General features: G+C 59.8%; 19 protein-coding genes and 1 riboswitch. Of the genes, 5 read left to right on the forward strand and 14 right to left on the reverse strand.

Annotated elements, in window-relative coordinates; genetic code table 11:
- Positions 1-305 precede the first annotated feature (305 nt).
- Positions 306-728, forward strand: a complete 423-nt coding sequence (locus tag ASE04_RS13685; protein ID WP_056818093.1) for a DUF4864 domain-containing protein — start codon at positions 306-308, stop codon at positions 726-728.
- Between the two features lie 176 nt (positions 729-904).
- Here the strand turns inward: ASE04_RS13685 and tgt are convergent, their stop codons facing one another.
- From tgt to coaD, 5 genes are all read right to left on the reverse strand, one after another.
- Entirely contained in the window at positions 905-2,035 is a 1,131-nt protein-coding gene (gene tgt / locus ASE04_RS13690) for a tRNA guanosine(34) transglycosylase Tgt (RefSeq protein ID WP_056818095.1), read from the reverse strand.
- Positions 2,036-3,121, reverse strand: coding sequence for a tRNA preQ1(34) S-adenosylmethionine ribosyltransferase-isomerase QueA (gene queA / locus ASE04_RS13695; protein WP_056818097.1), 1,086 nt, complete (start codon positions 3,119-3,121; stop codon positions 2,036-2,038). It abuts the gene before it with no gap.
- 71 nt (positions 3,122-3,192) lie between these two features.
- The gene (locus tag ASE04_RS13700) at positions 3,193-3,702 is read right to left on the reverse strand and encodes a peptidylprolyl isomerase (RefSeq protein WP_056818100.1); all 510 of its coding nucleotides are present in this window, start codon (positions 3,700-3,702) and stop codon (positions 3,193-3,195) included.
- A 26-nt stretch (positions 3,703-3,728) separates the two neighbouring features.
- The gene (locus ASE04_RS13705) at positions 3,729-4,298 is read right to left on the reverse strand and encodes a peptidylprolyl isomerase (protein ID WP_056818102.1); all 570 of its coding nucleotides are present in this window, start codon (positions 4,296-4,298) and stop codon (positions 3,729-3,731) included.
- 29 nt (positions 4,299-4,327) lie between these two features.
- The gene (gene coaD / locus ASE04_RS13710; RefSeq protein ID WP_056818151.1) at positions 4,328-4,822 is read right to left on the reverse strand and encodes a pantetheine-phosphate adenylyltransferase; all 495 of its coding nucleotides are present in this window, start codon (positions 4,820-4,822) and stop codon (positions 4,328-4,330) included.
- Between the two features lie 177 nt (positions 4,823-4,999).
- On the opposite strand from coaD, the gene ASE04_RS13715 reads away from it, so the two are divergent.
- Positions 5,000-5,221 carry a hypothetical protein gene (locus tag ASE04_RS13715; RefSeq protein WP_056818104.1) on the forward strand — a complete coding sequence of 74 codons (222 nt, stop codon included), beginning with the start codon at positions 5,000-5,002 and terminating at the stop codon, positions 5,219-5,221.
- Positions 5,222-5,689: 468 nt separating this feature from the next.
- Here ASE04_RS13715 and ASE04_RS13720 read toward each other — a convergent pair whose 3' ends face one another.
- From ASE04_RS13720 to ASE04_RS13740, 5 genes are read right to left on the reverse strand one after another with little or no spacing between them, the layout of a single operon-like run.
- A complete protein-coding gene (locus tag ASE04_RS13720) occupies positions 5,690-6,220 on the reverse strand; it encodes a GNAT family N-acetyltransferase (RefSeq protein ID WP_056818153.1) in 531 nt (176 codons plus the stop codon).
- A 5-nt stretch (positions 6,221-6,225) separates the two neighbouring features.
- Positions 6,226-6,840 (reverse strand): ABC-type transport auxiliary lipoprotein family protein, encoded by a 615-nt coding sequence (locus tag ASE04_RS13725; protein ID WP_056818105.1) that lies wholly within the window; start codon positions 6,838-6,840, stop codon positions 6,226-6,228.
- A 15-nt stretch (positions 6,841-6,855) separates the two neighbouring features.
- Positions 6,856-8,226, reverse strand: coding sequence for an MlaD family protein (locus ASE04_RS13730; RefSeq protein WP_056818107.1), 1,371 nt, complete (start codon positions 8,224-8,226; stop codon positions 6,856-6,858).
- Between the two features lie 9 nt (positions 8,227-8,235).
- Entirely contained in the window at positions 8,236-9,084 is an 849-nt protein-coding gene (locus ASE04_RS13735; protein ID WP_156408784.1) for an ABC transporter ATP-binding protein, read from the reverse strand.
- Positions 9,085-9,091: 7 nt separating this feature from the next.
- Positions 9,092-10,261: an MlaE family lipid ABC transporter permease subunit gene (locus tag ASE04_RS13740; protein ID WP_200960721.1), complete on the reverse strand. Its 1,170-nt coding sequence runs from the start codon at positions 10,259-10,261 to the stop codon at positions 9,092-9,094.
- 98 nt (positions 10,262-10,359) lie between these two features.
- On the opposite strand from ASE04_RS13740, the gene dgcA reads away from it, so the two are divergent.
- Positions 10,360-11,343, forward strand: a complete 984-nt coding sequence (gene dgcA / locus ASE04_RS13745) for an N-acetyl-D-Glu racemase DgcA (RefSeq protein WP_056818114.1) — start codon at positions 10,360-10,362, stop codon at positions 11,341-11,343.
- On the opposite strand, the gene ASE04_RS13750 is transcribed toward dgcA, so the two are convergent.
- Both ASE04_RS13750 and ASE04_RS13755 read right to left on the reverse strand, forming a co-directional pair.
- The gene (locus ASE04_RS13750; RefSeq protein WP_056818116.1) at positions 11,295-12,515 is read right to left on the reverse strand and encodes an MFS transporter; all 1,221 of its coding nucleotides are present in this window, start codon (positions 12,513-12,515) and stop codon (positions 11,295-11,297) included. The genes dgcA and ASE04_RS13750 overlap by 49 nt on opposite strands.
- Before the next feature lie 163 nt (positions 12,516-12,678).
- The gene (locus ASE04_RS13755) at positions 12,679-13,482 is read right to left on the reverse strand and encodes a UDP-2,3-diacylglucosamine diphosphatase (RefSeq protein ID WP_056818155.1); all 804 of its coding nucleotides are present in this window, start codon (positions 13,480-13,482) and stop codon (positions 12,679-12,681) included.
- 240 nt (positions 13,483-13,722) lie between these two features.
- On the opposite strand from ASE04_RS13755, the gene ASE04_RS13760 reads away from it, so the two are divergent.
- A complete protein-coding gene (locus ASE04_RS13760; protein ID WP_056818158.1) occupies positions 13,723-16,035 on the forward strand; it encodes an NADP-dependent malic enzyme in 2,313 nt (770 codons plus the stop codon).
- A 121-nt stretch (positions 16,036-16,156) separates the two neighbouring features.
- A complete protein-coding gene (locus ASE04_RS13765; RefSeq protein ID WP_056818159.1) occupies positions 16,157-17,242 on the forward strand; it encodes a DUF2865 domain-containing protein in 1,086 nt (361 codons plus the stop codon).
- On the opposite strand, the gene bluB is transcribed toward ASE04_RS13765, so the two are convergent.
- On the reverse strand, positions 17,199-17,942 hold the full coding sequence (bluB, locus tag ASE04_RS13770; protein WP_056818118.1) for a 5,6-dimethylbenzimidazole synthase: 744 nt from the start codon (positions 17,940-17,942) through the stop codon (positions 17,199-17,201). The two genes, ASE04_RS13765 and bluB, sit on opposite strands and share 44 nt — an antisense overlap.
- A 41-nt stretch (positions 17,943-17,983) precedes the next feature.
- Positions 17,984-18,164, reverse strand: a riboswitch (cobalamin riboswitch).
- A gap of 25 nt (positions 18,165-18,189) precedes the next feature.
- On the reverse strand, positions 18,190-19,023 hold the full coding sequence (locus tag ASE04_RS13775; RefSeq protein WP_056818119.1) for a TolB family protein: 834 nt from the start codon (positions 19,021-19,023) through the stop codon (positions 18,190-18,192).
- Between the last annotated feature and the right edge of the window lie 144 nt (positions 19,024-19,167).

The following is a 19,167-nucleotide window of genomic DNA, read 5'->3' on the forward strand; positions in this document are numbered from 1 at the left end:
GAGGCGTCTCAAAGCTAAAGCCGAAGAGGTGTATTTACCACCCGCCCCCGATCTGATCTTGCAACCGGTATCAGCCGCTCAGATCGGGGCTGGTCGATGTGCCGTGTGGCGACCAGTCGGACATTACTACTTTGCAAGCCGGCGGACATTCCAACTCCTCCGCCACATGGGTAGGTAGAAGCGGTGCGGCGGTTGTCTGTTCGTCGCCTCCCATTGCAACGTCCTCGCTCGCCCTCAATTGATCCGCGCTCTTCCTTTGTGCGTAGACTGCCCTACAATTTTCTGGGACAGCCGGAGCTATCGCCATGCGCGCCTTCCTCGCAGTTTTCATTCTGTGTGCCGCGTCCTTTGTGACGACAGCTCGGGCCGAAGATCCGATCGATACAACGCGGGTCATGATCGAGTCGCAGATCAAGGCGTTCCTGAACGACGATGTCGACACGGCCTATTCCTATGCCGCGCCGAGCATCAAGGCGATCTATCCCGACAAGAACCTCTTCTTCGCGATGGTCAAGAAAAGCTACGAACCGGTCTATCACCCCGGCAACTACGCCTTCGGGCGAAGTCGCTCGGTCGACAACGGCGCGATGATCTATCACGAGGTGCTGATCTCGGGCCGCGACGGCAAGGATTGGACCGCCATCTACCAAGTCGCGCGCCAGCCGGATGGAAGCTACAAGATCAACGGCGTCCAGATCGTGCCGAATACCGAGAGCAAGGGCATTTAGGACCTAGTGGCAGGCACAGCCCGCGCTGCGATGGCATCCGCGGGACGCGTCGCGGCGCTAGGTTGGCGCCGCCTCCGCGGAGGTAACCCAGGCCGTGATAGGTGAGCGCGCTGTATCGCTGCGCGGGGGCCGAAGCGCCGAAGCGCTCCTCACCAGATCGGTGGACGGCGGCCAGCTCAGACCGGCTCGAGATCGCCCCTCGCCCATTCTTCCTGCGTTTCCGCCATGAAGTCGGCAAAACGACCTTCCGCAATTGCCTTGCGGATGCCCTGCATCAATTCCTGGTAATAGGCAAGATTATGCCAGGAGAGCAGCATCCCGCCGAGCGCCTCGTTGGCGCGGACAAGATGATGCAGATAGGCACGCGAGTAGTCGCGCGAAGCCGGGCAGTTCGACTGGTCGTCGAGCGGGCGCATGTCCTCTGCGTGACGGGCGTTGCGGATGTTGACCTTGCCGCGGCGGGTGAAGGCAAGACCGTGCCGGCCGGAGCGGGTTGGCATGACGCAGTCGAACATGTCGATACCGCGAGCAACCGACTTCAGGATATCGTCGGGCGTACCGACACCCATAAGGTAGCGCGGCTTTTCCGTTGGAAGCACCGGCAGCGTTTCCTCGAGCATTTTCAGCATGACGTCCTGGGGTTCGCCAACCGCGAGACCACCAACGGCATAGCCCTTGAGGTCGAGATCCTTCAGTGCCGCAGCCGACCGGACGCGAAGTGCCGGCACATCCCCACCCTGGACGATGCCGAACATCGCCTTTCCCGGCTGGTTGCCGAAAGCCACCTTGCATCGCTCCGCCCAGCGCAGCGACATTTCCATGGCGCGTTCGATCTCACGCGGCTCGGCGGGCAGCGCAATGCACTCGTCGAGCTGCATCTGGATATCGCTGTCGAGCAATCCTTGGATCTCGATCGAACGCTCCGGCGACATGTGGTGCAGGCTGCCGTCGACATGCGACTTGAAGGTCACGCCCTGCTCGTTGAGCTTGCGCAGACCTGACAGCGACATGACCTGGAAGCCGCCGCTGTCGGTGAGGATCGGCCCATCCCAACGGATCAGTTTGTGCAAACCGCCGACGCGGGCGACGCGCTCGGCCGTCGGGCGCAGCATGAGATGATAGGTATTGCCGAGAATGATGTCGGCGCCGGTGTCGCGAACCTGGTCAAGATACATCGCCTTGACGGTGCCGACAGTGCCGACAGGCATGAAGGCAGGCGTGCGGATCGTGCCGCGCGGCATCGAGACCTCGCCGAGACGCGCACCGGCATCGGTCTTCTTGAGAGTGAACTGAAAGTTCTCGGTCATTTAGTCTTTCCGGAAAAGCAGGCTGGAATCGCCATAGGAATAGAAGCGGTAGCCCGTCGAAATCGCATGTCGATAGGCCGCATGCATCGTCTCGAAGCCGGCAAAGGCCGAAACGAGCATGAACAATGTCGAGCGAGGCAGATGGAAGTTCGTCATCAGCATGTCAACCGCCTTGAAGCGGTAACCCGGCGTGATGAAGATGCCGGTGGCGCCGGCCCAGGCGCTGATCTCGCCGTTTTCCTGGGCTGCACTTTCGATCAGCCGCAGCGATGTCGTGCCGACGCAGATGATGCGCCCGCCCCTCGCCTTCACGGCGTTGAGGCTCGCAGCCGTCTGGGCGCTGACATAGCCGCTCTCGACATGCATCTTGTGATCGTCGGTGTCATCGACCTTCATGGGCAGGAAGGTGCCGGCACCGACATGCAGCGTCACGAAATGCCGTTCGACGCCAGCGTTGTCGATGGCTTCGAAAAGGTCAGGCGTGAAGTGAAGCCCTGCGGTCGGGGCAGCGACTGCACCCTCCTCGCGGGCATAAATCGTCTGGTAGTCGGCACGGTCGCGCTCATCCTCGGCGCGCTTGGCGGCGATATATGGCGGCAGCGGAATGTGCCCGACAGAATGGATGGCCTCGTCGAGCATCGGTCCCGAAAGATCGAAGGCAAGCGTGACTTCGCCGCCCTCACCCTTCTCCTCGACGGTGCATTCGAGCGTCCCGAGAAGGCAGCTGCTGCCGTCATGGCCGAAGGAGATACGATCGCCGATCTTGATGCGCTTGCCGGGTTTGGCGAAGGCCTTCCAGCGGCTGGCGCCGACGCGCATGTGCAGCGTCGCCGAAACCTGCTGGCCGCCCGCACCCTCGCGATGGCGGATACCTTCGAGCTGCGCCGGGATCACCTTGGTGTCGTTGAAAACAAGCGCATCGCCTGCCCTTAGAAAGCTGGGCAGATCGCTCACCCGATGATCTGACAGCTGCGCTTTCCGGGCTGCGGGGTCCACGACGAGCAAACGCGCGCTATCGCGCGGCTCGGCTGGCCGCAGGGCGATCCGTTCATCCGGCAGGTCGAAATCAAAGAGGTCTACGCGCATCACTTAAATCCAGGCAAAGCGAAACCCGCCCTACGCTTTCGCGCAAGGGCGGGTTTCAGCAGAAATCACAATCAGACGTCAGCGGCAACCCGCATCGAGACGATCGAGTCGGGATCGGTGACCGGCTCGCCCTTCTTGATCTTGTCGACGTTGTCCATGCCTTCGATGACCTGACCCCAGACGGAGTACTGCTTGTTGAGCCAGGGAGAATCGGTAAAGCAGATGAAAAACTGCGAGTTGGCGGAGTTCGGGTTCTGCGACCGGGCCATCGAGCAGGTGCCTCTGATGTGGCTGATGGCAGAGAACTCAGCCTTCAGATCAGGCTTCTCGGAGCCGCCCATGCCGGCACGGCCCGGGTTGAAGCTCTCGCTGCCCTTCTTGCCGAACTTCACGTCGCCGGTCTGCGCCATGAAGTCGTTGATGACGCGATGGAAGACAACGCCGTCATAGGCCTTCTCGCGAGCGAGTTCCTTGATGCGGGCGACGTGCTCCGGTGCCACTTCCGGCAGCAGCTGGATGACAACCTTGCCCTTGGTGGTTTCCAGGATGATGGTGTTTTCGGGATCCTTGATCTCGGCCATTCTTCTTCTCCTACTTGTCTTGAAACTTACTTCTTGCCGACGGTGACCTTGATCATCCGGTCGGGATTGGTGACTTCGCCGTTCTGGCCTTCGCCGCGCTTGATCTTGTCGACGTTCTCCATGCCGGAAACGACCTTGCCGACAACGGTGTACTGGCCGTTGAGGAAGGAGCCGTCGCCGAACATGATGAAGAACTGCGAGTTCGCGGAGTTCGGGTCCTGTGAACGGGCCATGCCGACCGTGCCGCGAACGAAAGGCGTCTTCGAGAATTCTGCCGGCAGGTCGGGCATTTCGGAGCCACCGGTGCCAGCGAGGCTCGCATCAAAGCTTTTTTCCATGTTGCCGTACTTCACGTCGCCGGTCTGGGCCATGAAGCCTTCGATGACGCGATGGAAGGCAACGTTGTCGTACTCGCCCTTCTTGGCGAGCGCTTCGATCTGCGCAACATGCTTCGGCGCGACGTCTGGCATAAGCTGGATGACGACAGGGCCATTCTTCAGCTGGATCGTCAGCGTGTCACCGGATTGGGCGAACGCGTCGCCCGCGAACGAGGCAAGATAAAGTACGCCTGCAAATGCGAGATAGAAAAGTTTCATGTTGGCTCCGTTTGCGGCGAAAATGTCGCCTAGGATTTGCGCTTGGATTGAAGGGCTTTCAAGACGGCAGCCGGCACAAAGGCGCTGACATCGCCTCCCATGGCAGCGATTTGCCGGACCAATGTGGCGGTTATGGGCCGCGAGGCCGTTCCAGCGGGCAGAAAGATGGTTTGAATATCCGGCGCCATCTGCCGGTTCATCCCGGCCATCTGCATTTCGTAGTCGAGATCGGTACCGTCCCTGAGGCCACGGATCAGAAGCGTCGCGCCGTGGGTGCGCGCCGCATCGACCACGAGATTGTCGAAAGAAACGACAGAGATATCGCTGGCCTTCTCAGGAAATGCATCAGCGAGCGAGGCGCGAATGAGGTTTGCTTTCTCCTCGAAGGAGAAAAGCGGCGTCTTGCCCGGATGAATGCCGATCGCGACGATGACCTTGGACGCAACATTGAGCGCCTGTACGAGCACGTCGAGATGTCCATTCGTGATCGGATCGAAGGATCCCGGATAGAAAGCAGTCGTCATGGGCCCGGCCATTTGTTTGCACGCCTTTTGTCATGGATAAAGGCTTCTCGCAAGTCATTTGCCCACAACTGAACGATGTATGAACGCGGTGTTCAAGGCCGCTTCAGGCGGTGAGCCGTACAAGGAGAGCGTCAACCAATCGATGCCATCAGGCATCAACTCCCCGGTAAAGTCACAATGCTGATCGTTCTCGTTATTGCTGCCGTCATCCTATCGCTGGTCGCGGAACTTGGCCTCAATTTCCTTGATGCACGCACCGATGCGAATTGGATGCGTTCGGATGTAAGCGAGCACCGCGCCATCGTCAGAGCGGTCGGCAAAGTGGCTTTTAAACCGATTAAGTTTTCTGAACGCCAGATGAACGAGCCATTCAATGTGGCTTCAGATCGCGCTTGGTAAACGACCCGTCAATGTCCGGCGGAACCATTTACAGTCGGACGCGTTCATTCAACCGAAGCGTAACGGATACGCGCACAAGGAAGATACTATGCTGAATAAAGTTACCATGATTAATGCAGTTTGGATGGTAATTATGACAGGCATGATCGCAGCTACCGTTACGCTGTACGACCAGAAAGTTGACGCGTCCAAGGTATATGGCCCTTATGCATCGGCACGCACTGCCATCATGAGCCAGTACTAAGGGACCTGAACGCAAGATCCAGGAGGATTGCTTATGTTCATGATCTTGACTGTGCTTACCGCCCTTATCAGCATTATGTTCATCGTATCCGTGGGGTCCACCGTTTCCGCTCTCAGACGTGAGAGTGAAGAAGTGAAACGGATCAACGGAAAGCACAGCCTCTTTTAGGCGGTCTTGCGAAACGCTGAAATTCTAAAGCCGGATGATCATCTCATCCGGCTTTTTTATTGCGGATCGCGATCCGCCGTGCGGCGCACCATCAAAATCTCGTCCACTCCGCGCCCGGCGTGCATGAAACCATCGGGAATTCGGCCGGCTTCAACAAAGCCCTGCGTGAGGTAGAAGCGAATGGCACCATCGTTTTCCGCACTGACCGCGAGCTCGAGCTGGTGCACGCCTATCCCGCCCGCATGGTTGCTGACAGCATCGAGAAGCGCTCGCCCGATACCGGAACCTCTATAGGCGGGGCTCGTATAAACCATGATCAGCGTTCCGCGGTGCGCCATCTTGCTCATACGCTGCCGCATCAATCCCATCAGGCCGGTCGGCGCCTCTTCGTCAAAAGATGCGTGGACGATGTTATGCCGAAGCCGGTTCTGCCATTCTTCGATGGGCAGACATTCCCACTCCTCGACGCTGCTGGCATAGGCCTCGGGATCGTTGCGGAGCGCCTCCAACCGGATGCGTCGAAATGCATCGACATCCCGCGAGTTGTCGGCCTGCAATATCCGTATCGTCCGAGACCCTTCGACCATGCCGATCAGATTGACTGCAAGGTCCAATCGACGATCTGGCTCGTCACGGTGGAGAACGCTCGGTCGAGCGCCTTCACGTAACCATCATTCGAGCCACCGCCAGCCGGAACGGCCTGCTGAAAGACCTTTTGGGCCCGTACCGAGCCGTTGCGGTCGTTGAGGATCTTAGCCGAAATTTCCACGACAGCGTGGCTTCCGTTGCCTGAGCTGATCTCGAAGGCGCGAATATCCGTCACCACCTGATAATCGATTGCCAGCCCCTGCCCCGGAATGCCGACGCCGCCGAGCTTGCCGGAGTTCTCGAAGGCCTCGACCAATTTGGCCTGTACCATCCGCGGAAGCTTGTCGCTCCACTGCGATTTGGCAAGATACTGGATCTCCGACGACGAAACGCGCACCACGATCTGCTCGCTGTCGAGTGCCCGCAGCGCGGTCGGCTGCTGCACCAGGATCTGCCGGTTCTTCGCAGTAGGACCATTGCCGCTCACCGGAGCGGAAAGATCGTAGGTGTCATTCTTTGGTGTGGTGCCGCAGCCGCCGAGTGCCACGGCAATCAAAGGCAATGCGAAGGCGGTCCGGACAATCCAGGAACGACGCACCAACAAATCCGATACAGCCATATGCCGTTTCCCCTGTTATCGCCGCGTCCGGCCGTCAAATTGCTTTACGGTATCGCCACCGAAAATCAGCCTCTGTGGATCGCGATCGAAGCTGGTTATGGTGTCGTTGAGGTTCTGGACCGTCGAACGCGTATCATTGATGAGCGCCTGGACATCACGCAGTCCGCCGCTCGAGAATTTCTGCAGATTGTCCGCAATCGGGCCGATACGGGCATTGAGGTTGTCGGCAACCTTCTTGAAGGAGTCGAGCGTGTCCTTCGCCTGAGTGAACAGCGATTGAGTGCTGTCGGATCCGAGCAGCGTATCCAGCTTCGCCAGGATGCCATCGACACGCGTCGAAGCAGCATTGAGCTTGTTCGATATCTGCGTGACGTTCTGGATCGTCTGGTCGATATCCTTCTGGTGAGCAGATACCGTATTCGCCACGTCCTTGATGGATGCAACGGCTACGCGAGCATCCTTCGTCGCCTGCGAGATATCGTCGACCGATCCCTTCACCTTGGCCGGATCGATCTGTGCGACAAGGGTATCGACGCGGTCGAGCGTCGCCTGCGCCTTCTTGCCGAGATCGTTGTAGGTCGACGCCGTTTCCTGGAATTTCTGGATTGCACCCTTGAGATCACCAGAGGCATCGGCAACGTTGTCGCTGACTTTTTCGGCATTGGCGAGGATGTGGTCGATCTTCTTCGCGTCCACCGATTTCACTAGCGCTTCAACAGCTTCAAGCGTCGAGTCGACGCGACCGGACACCTTGCGCACCGTCTCGGACAACTGACCGACGCTTTGCAGGAAGGAATCGATATTGCCTGAATTCTTGGCCAGCGCGTCGGAGAAAGTCTCCGCGTTGTGCAGGGTCTTGGTCAGAGGTCCGCGTGCATCCTTCACGAATCCCTGGATCTGTCCGACGGCATCGTTGGCGCGGTCCATGATCTTGTCGGCGGTCGCCAGGAGGTTGGTCACACTCGACTGGTCCGCGACAATCACGGCCCGCTTGCCGGAGTCGATCGCTTCCTGAAGGATGTTTTTCTCACCGACCTTGCCGCCCGACAGTTCGACATAGGCAGCGCCAGTCAGCCCCTGGATCTCAAGGATTGCCTTGGTCGACGGATAGATCGGAGCGTCGATGCGCACCTCGGTGAAGGCGAGCGAAAACTGCGGATCGTCAGCATCGATCGACAGCGACTTCACCGATCCGACCTGGATGCCGTTGAAGCGGACCGGCGAGCCGACGCTGAGGCCGTTTGCCGATCCGGGGATACGCACGATCAGCTCGGCCATTGGTCCGCCGCGCCCATATTCGGCCATCCAGTAGACGAAGCCGAACGCAGCCGCGATGACAAGCACCGTGAAAAAGCCGACAATCGTATAATTCGCTTTTGTTTCCATCTTATCCGCTCACTTCCCGCGGCTATCTTGCGCCAGCCTTTCGGCGGCGCCGGCGTGGGTGTCTTGCGGCACGATCGAACGCGCGCGCTTGCCTTTGAAATAAGCCTGAACCCACGGATCGTCGTAGGCCAGCATGTCGTCGATCGTCCCCTCAACCATGACGCGCTTCTTTCCGAGCACCGCGATTCGGTCGCACACGGAAAACAAGCTATCGAGGTCGTGTGTCACCATATACACGGTCAGTCCCAGCGTATCCCGAAGCTTGGCGATCAGATCGTCGAACTCCGCAGCACCGATCGGATCTAGCCCTGATGTCGGCTCGTCCAGAAACACAAGCTCCGGATCGAGCGCGAGTGCCCGCGCGAGCGCTGCCCGCTTGATCATGCCGCCTGAAAGCTCGGAAGGGTATTTGTCCGCCGCATCAGGCGCGAGACCGACAAGGCGTATCTTCAGATGCGCCAACTCGTCCATGAGCGACTGCGGCAGGTCCAGATATTCCCGCATCGGAAGCTGAATGTTTTCCTTCACGGTCAGCGACGAAAACAACGCGCCCTGCTGGAAGAGCACGCCGAGCCGCATGTCCAGCGCATTCCGTTGCGGCTCGTCAAGCTCGTCGAAGTCCTGCCCCAGGATCTTGATTTGCCCCGACCGGCGCGGAAGCAGCCGCAAAACGGTGCGCATGAGTACGGATTTACCAGTACCGGAAGCACCGACGAAACCCAGGATCTCGCCCCGGTAGATATCGAGATTCAGATTGTCGAGTACGATCTTGGAGCCGAAGCCGACGGTCACGTCGCGCGCCGAGAGCACGATGTCGCGCCCTTTTTCGCTCTCGATCTCCGTCTGCTCTTCTTCCACATGCACCTCAGAAATTAATCGCCGCATAGAACATGGCAAAAAGCCCGTCCATCAGAATGACCACAAAGATCGCTTTGACGACCGCTGAAGTCACATGTTGGCCGAGCGACTCAGCACTGCCACCTACTTTTAGGCCCTCTACCGCCGCAACGATACCGATAACGAGCGCCATGAAGGGCGCTTTGATCATTCCCGACAGCACCGTCGACAGCGTAATTGCCTCGTGCAGCCGCGCGATGAAGTTTGCAAAGGTAATACCGGAATATCCCCAGGCGACGACGGCCGCGCCAGCCAGCGATGCGAAGTTGGCGATAACGGTCAGCAACGGCAAGGCGACCGTCAGGGCGACGAGCCGCGGGAAGATCAACACGCCAACCGGATTCAAACCCATAACCTTCAGCGCGTCGATCTCCTCGCGCATCTTCATCGAGCCGATCTCAGCGGTGATGGCGCTGCCGGAGCGACCTGCAATCATGATGGCGGTCAGGAGAACGCCGATTTCACGCAACTGCAGAATGCCGACAAGGTCGACGACGAAGACTTCGGCGCCGAAGTAACGCAGCTGGAACGCGCCCTGCTGCGCGATGATCGCGCCGATCAGAAACGACATCAGAAGGATGATCGGCACGGCGCGAACGCCCATGTGGTCGATCTGATTGACGATCGAGGCCGGCGACACGCCGCTGCCGCGACCGAATTTCATCTGCGCGCCGCGAACCGCAGAGCCGAGGATATACATGGCCGCCGCGATGTTGTTCCAGAGATCGAACGCAATCTTGCCGATCGGGGCGAAGATACGCTCAGCCAGCGACAGTTTCGGTGCGGGCTCTGCATCGCTTTGGGAGGGCTCTTCCAGGAATGAGGCGATCAGTTCGTCGATATGCGGGTTGCTGCCCTCGAACGTCAGCGTGCCGCCGGCGCTTTCCACCTGCTTCTTCAGCCGGCACAGCAGCCAGACGCCGGCCGTATCGATGTCGGAAATCTGCGACAGGTCGAGCGTGATGCTGCGGCTATCATGTGCCGTTAGCTTCTCGAAATCCTTCAGGACGAGATGAATATTGGCGCTTCGCCAGTTACCCTCAAGATGGGCGTGCACCTCCGACCCATTTGCTTGGTCGTCCACGTGCAGTGAGGCGGCGTTGCGGGGCTCGGACTTCAAAATGCTTGTATCTTTCAAGGCTTACGGCGACATTGCCGACTCGCGAACGAGTGCTCGCCGCTAGCGCTCAATATACCCAAGCCCAACCAAATTTCCATGCGTGCAGGATTGCAAATATGCCACGGTCCCTCGAAATTGAAACGAGCTCCTTCCCCATTGCCGGCACTTTCACGATTTCGCGCGGCAGCAAGACGACGGCCGAGGTCGTCACCTGCGTTTTGAAGGACGGCGACGTCATTGGATGGGGAGAATGCGTCCCCTATCGGCGCTACGGCGAGACCATCGAAAGCGTCACGGCGCAGATCGAGGCCGCCCGACCACTTCTGGAAAGTGGTCTCGAACTCGGCGATCTGGCGCAGGCGATGCCGCCCGGAGCGGCGCGAAATGCCGTTGATTGCGCTCTGTGGGACCTTGCAGCCAAGAAGAGTGGCCAGTCGGTCGCCGCTCGACTGGGCTTGAATGATCCGCAGCCGCTAACCACGGCCTTTACGATCTCGCTCGGCGAGCCCGACTTCATGGCGGACCAGGCACGCAGGAACGCGGACCGCGCCCTCTTGAAGGTGAAGGTCGGCACAGCCGATGACGAAAGCCGCATTCTGGCCGTCCGCGGAGCCGCCCCCGAGAGCGCGATCATTCTGGACGCGAACGAGGGTTGGACCGAGGAGAATCTTGCCCGGCACCTGCAGATTGCCGCCAACGCCGGGATCGCATTGGTGGAGCAGCCCCTGCCGGCCGGCCGTGATGAAATTCTTGCCGAAATCGAACGTCCGATTCTCGTCTGCGCCGACGAAAGCGTGCATCACACCGGCGACCTTGCGAGCCTTCGCGATCGCTACGATGCGATCAACATCAAGCTCGACAAGACAGGCGGGCTGACGGAAGCCCTGGCCATGAAGCTTGAAGCACAGAGACTCGGCTTCAAGATCATGCTCGGCTGCATGGTCGGCACGTCGCTTGCGATGGCGCCGGCGGTCCTGCTCGCACAGGATGCCGATTTCGTCGATCTCGACGGCCCGCTGTTGCTGGCCCGCGATCGACAGCCCGGCTTGCGCTATGCCGCCTCTCTCGTCTGGCCGCCCGAAAGAGACCTCTGGGGCTGAAGGTAGTAAGCGACGATGATCAGGCTGAGACCGGCCAGCGCGACGAACGCCATCACGTAGTAGCTTGCCAGCCCGAGCGCTGCGTAGACGTAACCCGCGGCGATCGTCATCAACCCCATGAACATGCCGTTATAGAAGAAGTAGGCGCCCTGCGCCGAAGACTCCTGCGTCTCCTGCACCGACGCGACGATACGCCGTTGCACGCCGGTGTGGACGAAGGCGTAGGTAAACGAGTGAAGGCACTGGAGCATGAAGAACCCTGCAAATCCCCAGTGCATCGGAAACAGAATCCAGCGACAGACGCTCACGGCCGCGCCGAACCGGATAAGGGTCCATGCATCGAATCGACGGTTGAGACGCCTGGAAAGAAAGAACACAGTCACCTCCGCGGCAACGCCGGCGCTCCAGAGCAAGGCGATCTGCGTTCCCGAAAAGCCGAGCTCGTGCCAGTAGAGCGTGGCGAAAGCCTGCAGCACCGCGTGGCTTGACTGCTGGATCGCAACGCCGATGAGCAGGGTCAGAAGGTGGGCCTGCCGTAGCGAGCTTCCGGTGGCTGCCGGAATATCAACAGGCGTGCCGCGCCGCCGGGTCGGTCCGATCCGCGGGCAATAGAGGGCCATGACTATCGTCATGACAAAGCCGAACGTCATGACCGGAAGGACCATTTCGCCGCCCCAGCGCCCGATCAACTGTCCGCCGATCAGTGTCGAGACGATGAAGGCGACCGATCCCCACACCCGCATCGAGCCGTAATCCAGCCCCCAGCGGCGAACGCCTGAAATCACGATCGATTCAACGACAGGCACGTAGAAAGAGAAGGTCGCTCCCTGGAGCGTATAGACGAGCAGAACAGGCCAGAAGGTCGTCGTCCAATAAAGCGCAATGGCCGTCAGCAGTGACAGGCAGCCGGAAAACAGAAGGACGTCCGCCCTCTCCTTCATTCGATCGGCATACATTGCCACGACAGGCGCCACGAGAACGCGGACGACCATCGGAACCGCCAGTATCATCCCGATCTCGTGGTCGTTGAAATCATGAAGGGCAAGCCACACCGGAAAGAACGGCAAGGCCACACCGTTGACGAGAAGCGGCGCGCAATAAGATAGGGCACTTAGCAATCGAAAGTGCGCAGGCGCGCCCTCGCCCGAGGAAGGATTTTGAGCGGGAATCATTGGTAGACCTGTAAGGAAACTGCCCGTTGCCTAACATATCAACCTACAAGCGACTATGGCGAGAAATAGCCCGCCAAATCGTTTTCAAAAATAAATCGAATCTGTCGCGGTGATGCCACGCCCCGGCGCCTTCAAAGCGCCGGTGTCTCCGTGGTGTGGAGCGTCAGGCGGCCTGTTGCGCCAGCTCGCCCTGCGGGTTGACCGGCAGTGCCAGCGGAAGGCTATCGGCGATCTGGCGCCACTCGATCAGTTCGAAGGTTCCGTCCTGATGCTCGGCGATGGCAGTGCAGCTCTCCACCCAGTCGCCGGTGTTGATGTAGCGGATGCCGTCAATGTCTTCCATGACGGCGTGGTGGATGTGACCGCAGATCACACCATCGGCGTTGTTCTTCCTGGCTTCGTCGGCGACCACTCTCTGGAACTCGCCGATGAAGTTGACGGCGTGTTTGACCTGAAGCTTCGCCCAGGCAGAGAACGACCAGTATGGCATGCCGAGGCGACGGCGAACCGCCGCGAGGCCGATATTGATCATGATCGCCATGTCGTAGGCCCAGTCGCCGAGATAGGCGAGCAACCGCGCGTTACGGACGACGACGTCGAATTCGTCGCCGTGCAGGACGAGATATCTCTTGCCGTCGGCGGTGTCATGGATCATGCGCTCGGCAACTTCGATACCGCCGAAATGCATGCCGGGGAAATCACGGAGAAACTCGTCGTGATTGCCAGGGATATAGACGACACGCGTTCCCTTGCGTGCCTTCCGCAATAGCTTCTGGACGACGTCGTTGCAATCTTGCGGCCAGTACCAGCTACGCTTCAGCCGCCATCCGTCGACGATATCCCCGACGAGGACGATCGTGTCGGCGTCGTGATACTTCAGGAAATCGAGAAGAAAGTCCGCCTTCGCGGCCTTCGAGCCGAGGTGCACGTCGGAAATAAAGAGCGTACGGAAGTGGCGGGTATCCATATTTTCCTTCACAAGCATTCTGCCTGTGCCCCATGCTTCATCTGCCCCCTGAAAACCAGACTCGTGTTTCAGGAAGATGACATAGCGGCAGTCTTCCCACCGCTGCGAGCGTCAGCCTCCGCGCTAGGCCGCACAATTGCGCGCTTTTCGCGATTGCTTCTGAAATTCTGACTGTTACGACAGTTCGATTGATGTATTGAAGGCACTCCAAAAGACAGCATGCGGCAGCCGGAGGCGATGATGGATCATCACGACAAACCCAAGACGGAAAAGAACGTGGCAGGCGGCAGCCTTGATGAGCAGGCACTCTTCTTCCACCGCTATCCCCGTCCGGGCAAGCTGGAGATCCAGGCCACCAAGCCACTCGGCAACCAGAGAGACCTTGCGCTCGCGTACTCTCCGGGCGTTGCAGCGCCCTGTCTCGCCATCCGCGACAATCCCGAGACGGCTGCCGATTACACATCGCGCGCCAACCTCGTCGCCGTGATTTCGAACGGGACGGCGGTTCTCGGCCTCGGCAATATCGGCCCGCTCGCCTCGAAGCCCGTCATGGAGGGCAAGGCTGTCCTCTTCAAGAAGTTCGCCAATATCGACGTCTTCGATATCGAGGTTGACGCCACCAGCGTCGACCAGATGGTAGCGACCGTGGCGTCCCTGGAGCCGACCTTCGGGGGCATCAATCTCGAGGATATCAAGGCACCCGAGTGCTTCGAGATCGAGCGCCGCCTGCGCGAAAAGATGAAGATCCCGGTCTTCCACGACGACCAGCACGGCACGGCGATCATTGTCGCGGCCGCGATCCTGAACGGCCTCGAACTAGCCGGCAAGAAGATCGATGCGGTCAAGATCGTCGCTTCCGGCGCTGGCGCGGCCGCCCTTGCCTGCCTCAATCTTCTCGTAACACTTGGCGCAAAGCGCGAGAACATCTGGGTTCACGACATCGAAGGCCTCGTCTACGAAGGCCGCGTGGAGCTCATGGACGAGTGGAAGAGCGTTTATGCGCAGAAGAGCGACACACGCACGCTGGCGGAAAACATCGGCGGCGCGGATGTGTTTCTCGGCCTCTCGGCCGCAGGTGTACTGAAGCCGGAACTCCTGGCGCAGATGGCTGAGAAGCCGCTCATCATGGCACTCGCAAACCCCACGCCTGAAATCATGCCCGATCTGGCGCGTGCGGCACGCCCGGACGCCATGATCTGCACCGGCCGTTCGGATTTCCCGAACCAGGTCAATAACGTACTCTGCTTCCCCTTCATTTTCCGTGGCGCGCTCGACTGCGGTGCTGTCACGATCAACGAAGAAATGAAGATGGCGGCGGTCCGTGCCATTGCAGCACTTGCGCGCGAAGAGCCTTCCGACGTCGCCGCCCGCGCCTATTCGGGCGAGACTCCGATCTTCGGGCCGAACTACCTCATTCCCTCGCCGTTCGACCCACGCCTCATCCTGCGTATAGCGCCGGCCGTTGCGAAGGCTGCGGCTGAAAGCGGTGTCGCCCTGCGTCCGATCGCGGATTTCGACGCTTATCTCGACCAGCTGAACCGCTTCGTCTTCCGCTCCGGTTTCGTCATGAAGCCGATCTTCGCCGCTGCGAAGAATGCTGAAAAGAAGCGCGTGATCTTCTCGGAAGGTGAAGACGAGCGAGTGCTGCGTGCCGCCCAGGTACTTCTGGAAGAAGGCATCGCGGAGCCGATCCTGATCGGCCGCCCACAGGTCATCGAGACACGTTTGCAGCGCTATGGCCTTCGCATTCGCCCGCTGTCCGATTTCGATGTCATCAACCCCGAAGACGATCCGCGGTTCCGCGAATATGTCGACCTCTACTTCTCGCTCGTCGGTCGCCGCGGTGTCATCCCCGAAGCGGCCCGTACGATCGTTCGAACGAACACGACCGTTATCGGCGCGCTTGCCCTGAAGCGCGGTGAAGCGGACGCCCTCATCTGCGGTCTCGAAGGACGTTACGAGAAGCACCTGCGCGATGTTCGCCAGATCATCGGCAAGCGCGAGAACGTCCGCGACTTCTCCGCACTGAGCCTCCTGATCTCGCAGCGCGGCGCAACGTTCTTCACCGACACCTATGTGACCTTCAATCCGACGGCCGAAGAGGTTGCCGAATCTGCGGTTCTCGCCGCCGAAGAGATCAAGCGCTTCGGCATCACGCCCCGCGCCGCCCTCGTGTCGCACTCGAATTTCGGATCGCGTGAATCCGAGAGCGCCACGAAGATGCGCGCCGCGCTCAAGCTGGTGCGTGAAAGCGCTCCGGAGCTCGAGGTGGACGGCGAAATGCATGGGGAAAGTGCGATCAGCGAGGCACTACGCAAGCGCGTCATGCCGGACACGACATTGCACGATGAAGCGAACCTGCTCGTCTTCCCGAACCTTGATGCTGCCAACATCACGCTTGGCGTCGTCAAGTCGATGATCGACGGCCTGCACGTCGGCCCAATCCTTCTCGGGGCTGCCATGCCCGCGCACATTTTGGCGCCGTCGGTTACCTCGCGTGGCGTCGTGAACATGGCAGCGCTCGCGGTTGTCGAGGCTTCCCAGCCGGCGTGAGTTGGCACAAATCGGGAAAATGCGTTAGGGTTCAGGCGGCAGCTTGTTAAGACAAACAGGCTAGGAAGGAGAGGCGGTGATGCCGCCTCTCACGTTTGTCGTTTATCCGCGGGACGATGCCTTGAAACGCCGGAACCTGTCTTTTGCGCTTCTGATTGCTCTTTCCAGCCCCGCCTATGCGCAAGTCGCACCAATCTGCGGTGACTTGCGGGCGCGTCTTGCCGACTTGCCCGAAGTGATCGGCAACACGCCCGAAGTTCGCAAATACGCCAGCGCCCTCGCCGAACAGAATCTGGAACTTCGCAAGCTGCGCACGGACCTGCGCCGAAACGGCTGCAGCGCCGGCAGCATGGTTGTGGTCGGTGGGGAGAACGCCGACTATTGCGGCGAACTCGAGCAGGCAGAGGCGCGGATGGTGGACAACATCCGCTATCTCCAGGATCAGCGAGACGGCGCGCGGGCCCGAAGCGACGATACGCGCACGCGCAACGAATTACTCTCCGCACTGGAGGATAACGGCTGCAACGACGCCGATTCTTCCGATTGGGGCCGCAACGACGATCAACCGCCGAGCATCGAGGACCAGGCAGGGCGAAACGATACCTTCATTCCGCCCGGTTTCAATCAGATGCAGCGACCCTATCTGTCGGGCACACAGGGCCAGTCCCATGTGAACACCGTCTGCGTCCGCACCTGTGACGGAGGTTTCTTCCCGATCACTCCGAACGCCACTTCGTTCGATTTCGCACGCGATGCGGACACCTGTTCGAAGATGTGCCCGGAGATCGAAACCGAACTCTTCTATCACGACGTTTCCAACACCGAGACGTCGAACATGATATCCGCGCGAACGGGCGCCCCTTATAGCGCCATGCCGAACGCCTTTGCCTACAAGAACCGCAAGCCCGGTGAGAAGACGTCGTGCACATGCGATTTGAACGGCTACTACGAGCGAATGCGCAAGAGCCAGTCGGCAATAGCAGAACCGCCACGGAAGGGATCGATTACGACGATCGAGACAAAGGCGCCGGCTGCCGTCACGCCCGCGTCCCCGGCAGCAACACCGGAGCCGCAGGTGCCGGACCGGCCCTACGATCCGCAGAGCAACAAGGTCCGGCAGGTTGGTCCAAAGTTCCTGGCGGGCGATCAGGGAACCATCGACCTCAGGAACCCGGCCGTGCAGGGTCCCCAGCCTCGGCAGCAATAGAGGACGTGAATTCTTTAGCCTTTTCGCCCCAGTGATCGGAAAACACCAGGTCTTCCAGGGGCAATCGCTGACGCCATCCTTTTACGGCAAGCTCGGGGTCGGAATAAAGCCGATCGACATAACCGATACACAGCCAGGCGACGATCTCGATCCGCTCCGGTACGCCCAGAATACGTTTCAGTTCCTGCTCCCGAAAAATGCTCACCCAGCCGACGCCGATCCCTTCGGCACGGGCGGCAAGCCAGAGGTTCTGGATCGCGCAGACCGTCGAATAGGAGTCCATGCGGGCGTTGTGAGTGCGCCCCAGCACGACATCGCCGCAGCGGTCCGGGTCGCAGGTAACGCAGACGCCAAGCGGTGCGGTTCGGATGCCCTCGAGCTTGAGCGAACGATAGGTCGCCTGCTGATCGCCGCTGAACATTTGCGCAGCTTCAAGATTTGCCCGATTGAAGGCTTCCCAGACCGCGGTTTTCACCGTGTCGTCTTTTACGACGATGAAGTTCCACGGCTGCATGAAGCCGACGGACGGTGCGTGATGGGCGGCGTCCAGCAGACGGCGTATAACCTCGTCAGGCACGGCCTCGGGCAGAAATTCTGATCGGACGTCGCGTCTGGTCTTGATCGCCTTGTAGACGCTTTCCTGTTCATCCGGCGCGAACGCGCCTGCTCTTGCAAGCGGCTCCAACATGTTTGGTCGCATCGTTAATCCCCAACAATACCACCGCCCGCCGTCCACGCGGGGCAGTCAATGATTGTCGGGCCGGTCTTCTGACTTGGCGTCGTCCGTCTGCCGCGCCTTCCCGGTTGGACCAGTGGCATCATGCGGCAAACGTCAGCCTTACAGCGTTGGGCACGTTCCGGTCTTTCACCGGATTCCCGATTCTCCCGCCTTGTCACGGGCACCTGACACCGCCTCTATGCCGGGAACGGCCGATTGGCGCAAGCTGTCAGTCCGATACCGGGAAGTAGCGCACAAAGGCAAATTCGTCACCATCAGGTGACCAGTTCGGAACGTTTATGGTTCCCTGCCCTCCAAAGAGCTCGAACAGGGTGGTGAGGTTGCCACCGTCCATGTCCATCATCCGCAAGCGGACATTGAGATCGCGGGGATGATCGAAGACGTCAGGGTCGTAGGAGAGGATCAGCACCTTGTCGTTCGTCGGCGCCGGATGCGCGAACCAGTTGCCGTAATTGTCGTGGGTGACCTGCTCGAGGCCACTACCGTCAGGATGGATACGCCAGATCTGCATCAGTCCGGTGCGGCTCGAATTGAAATAGATCCATCGACCATCGTGCGAATAGTCCGGCCCATCATTGCGGCCTTCGCCCTGCGTCAGCCGTTGCTCTTCGCCACCGGCAACCGGGATCGTGTAGATATCGAAAAGGTCGTCCCGGATGCCGCAGTAGGCAAGCTCTTTCCCGTCGGGCGACCACCCGTGCCAATAGGAAGGTTGCTTCGGCGTCACCAGTTGCGGTGTCCCCCCCTCGATAGGAAGAACATAGATCGTCGACTTGCCGAATTGGGTCTTGTCGGAGATGACGATCTGCGATCCGTCAGGGGAAATGCCGTGGTCGTTGTTGCACGTGACGGCAAAGCCCGTATCGACTTCTTCAACGCGCCTGGACCCGTCCAGCAGCAGCTTATAGAGGCGTCCGTCGCCGTTCAGCAGGAGATAGCGTCCGTCGGGCGCGAAATTCGGCGCCTCGACAAGTTCCGCCGTCTGCCAAACGATCCGTGTTTCGCCCGTTCGTACATTGTAAATCTCAACCGAACTCCGCACTTCGTCCTCCTCGCTGCCGGGTGGGGATCATCAACTACGATAGGCCGCAGCCCGGCGCAAGGACGGCAATGCGACGCCCTCGCCTACGCCTTTGGCCCACAACGATAAAAAGCTGCGCAATCCCGGGAAACTTAATCGGTTCAT

Source organism: Rhizobium sp. Root708 (genome assembly GCF_001429725.1).
Taxonomy (GTDB): Bacteria; Pseudomonadota; Alphaproteobacteria; order Rhizobiales; family Rhizobiaceae; genus Rhizobium.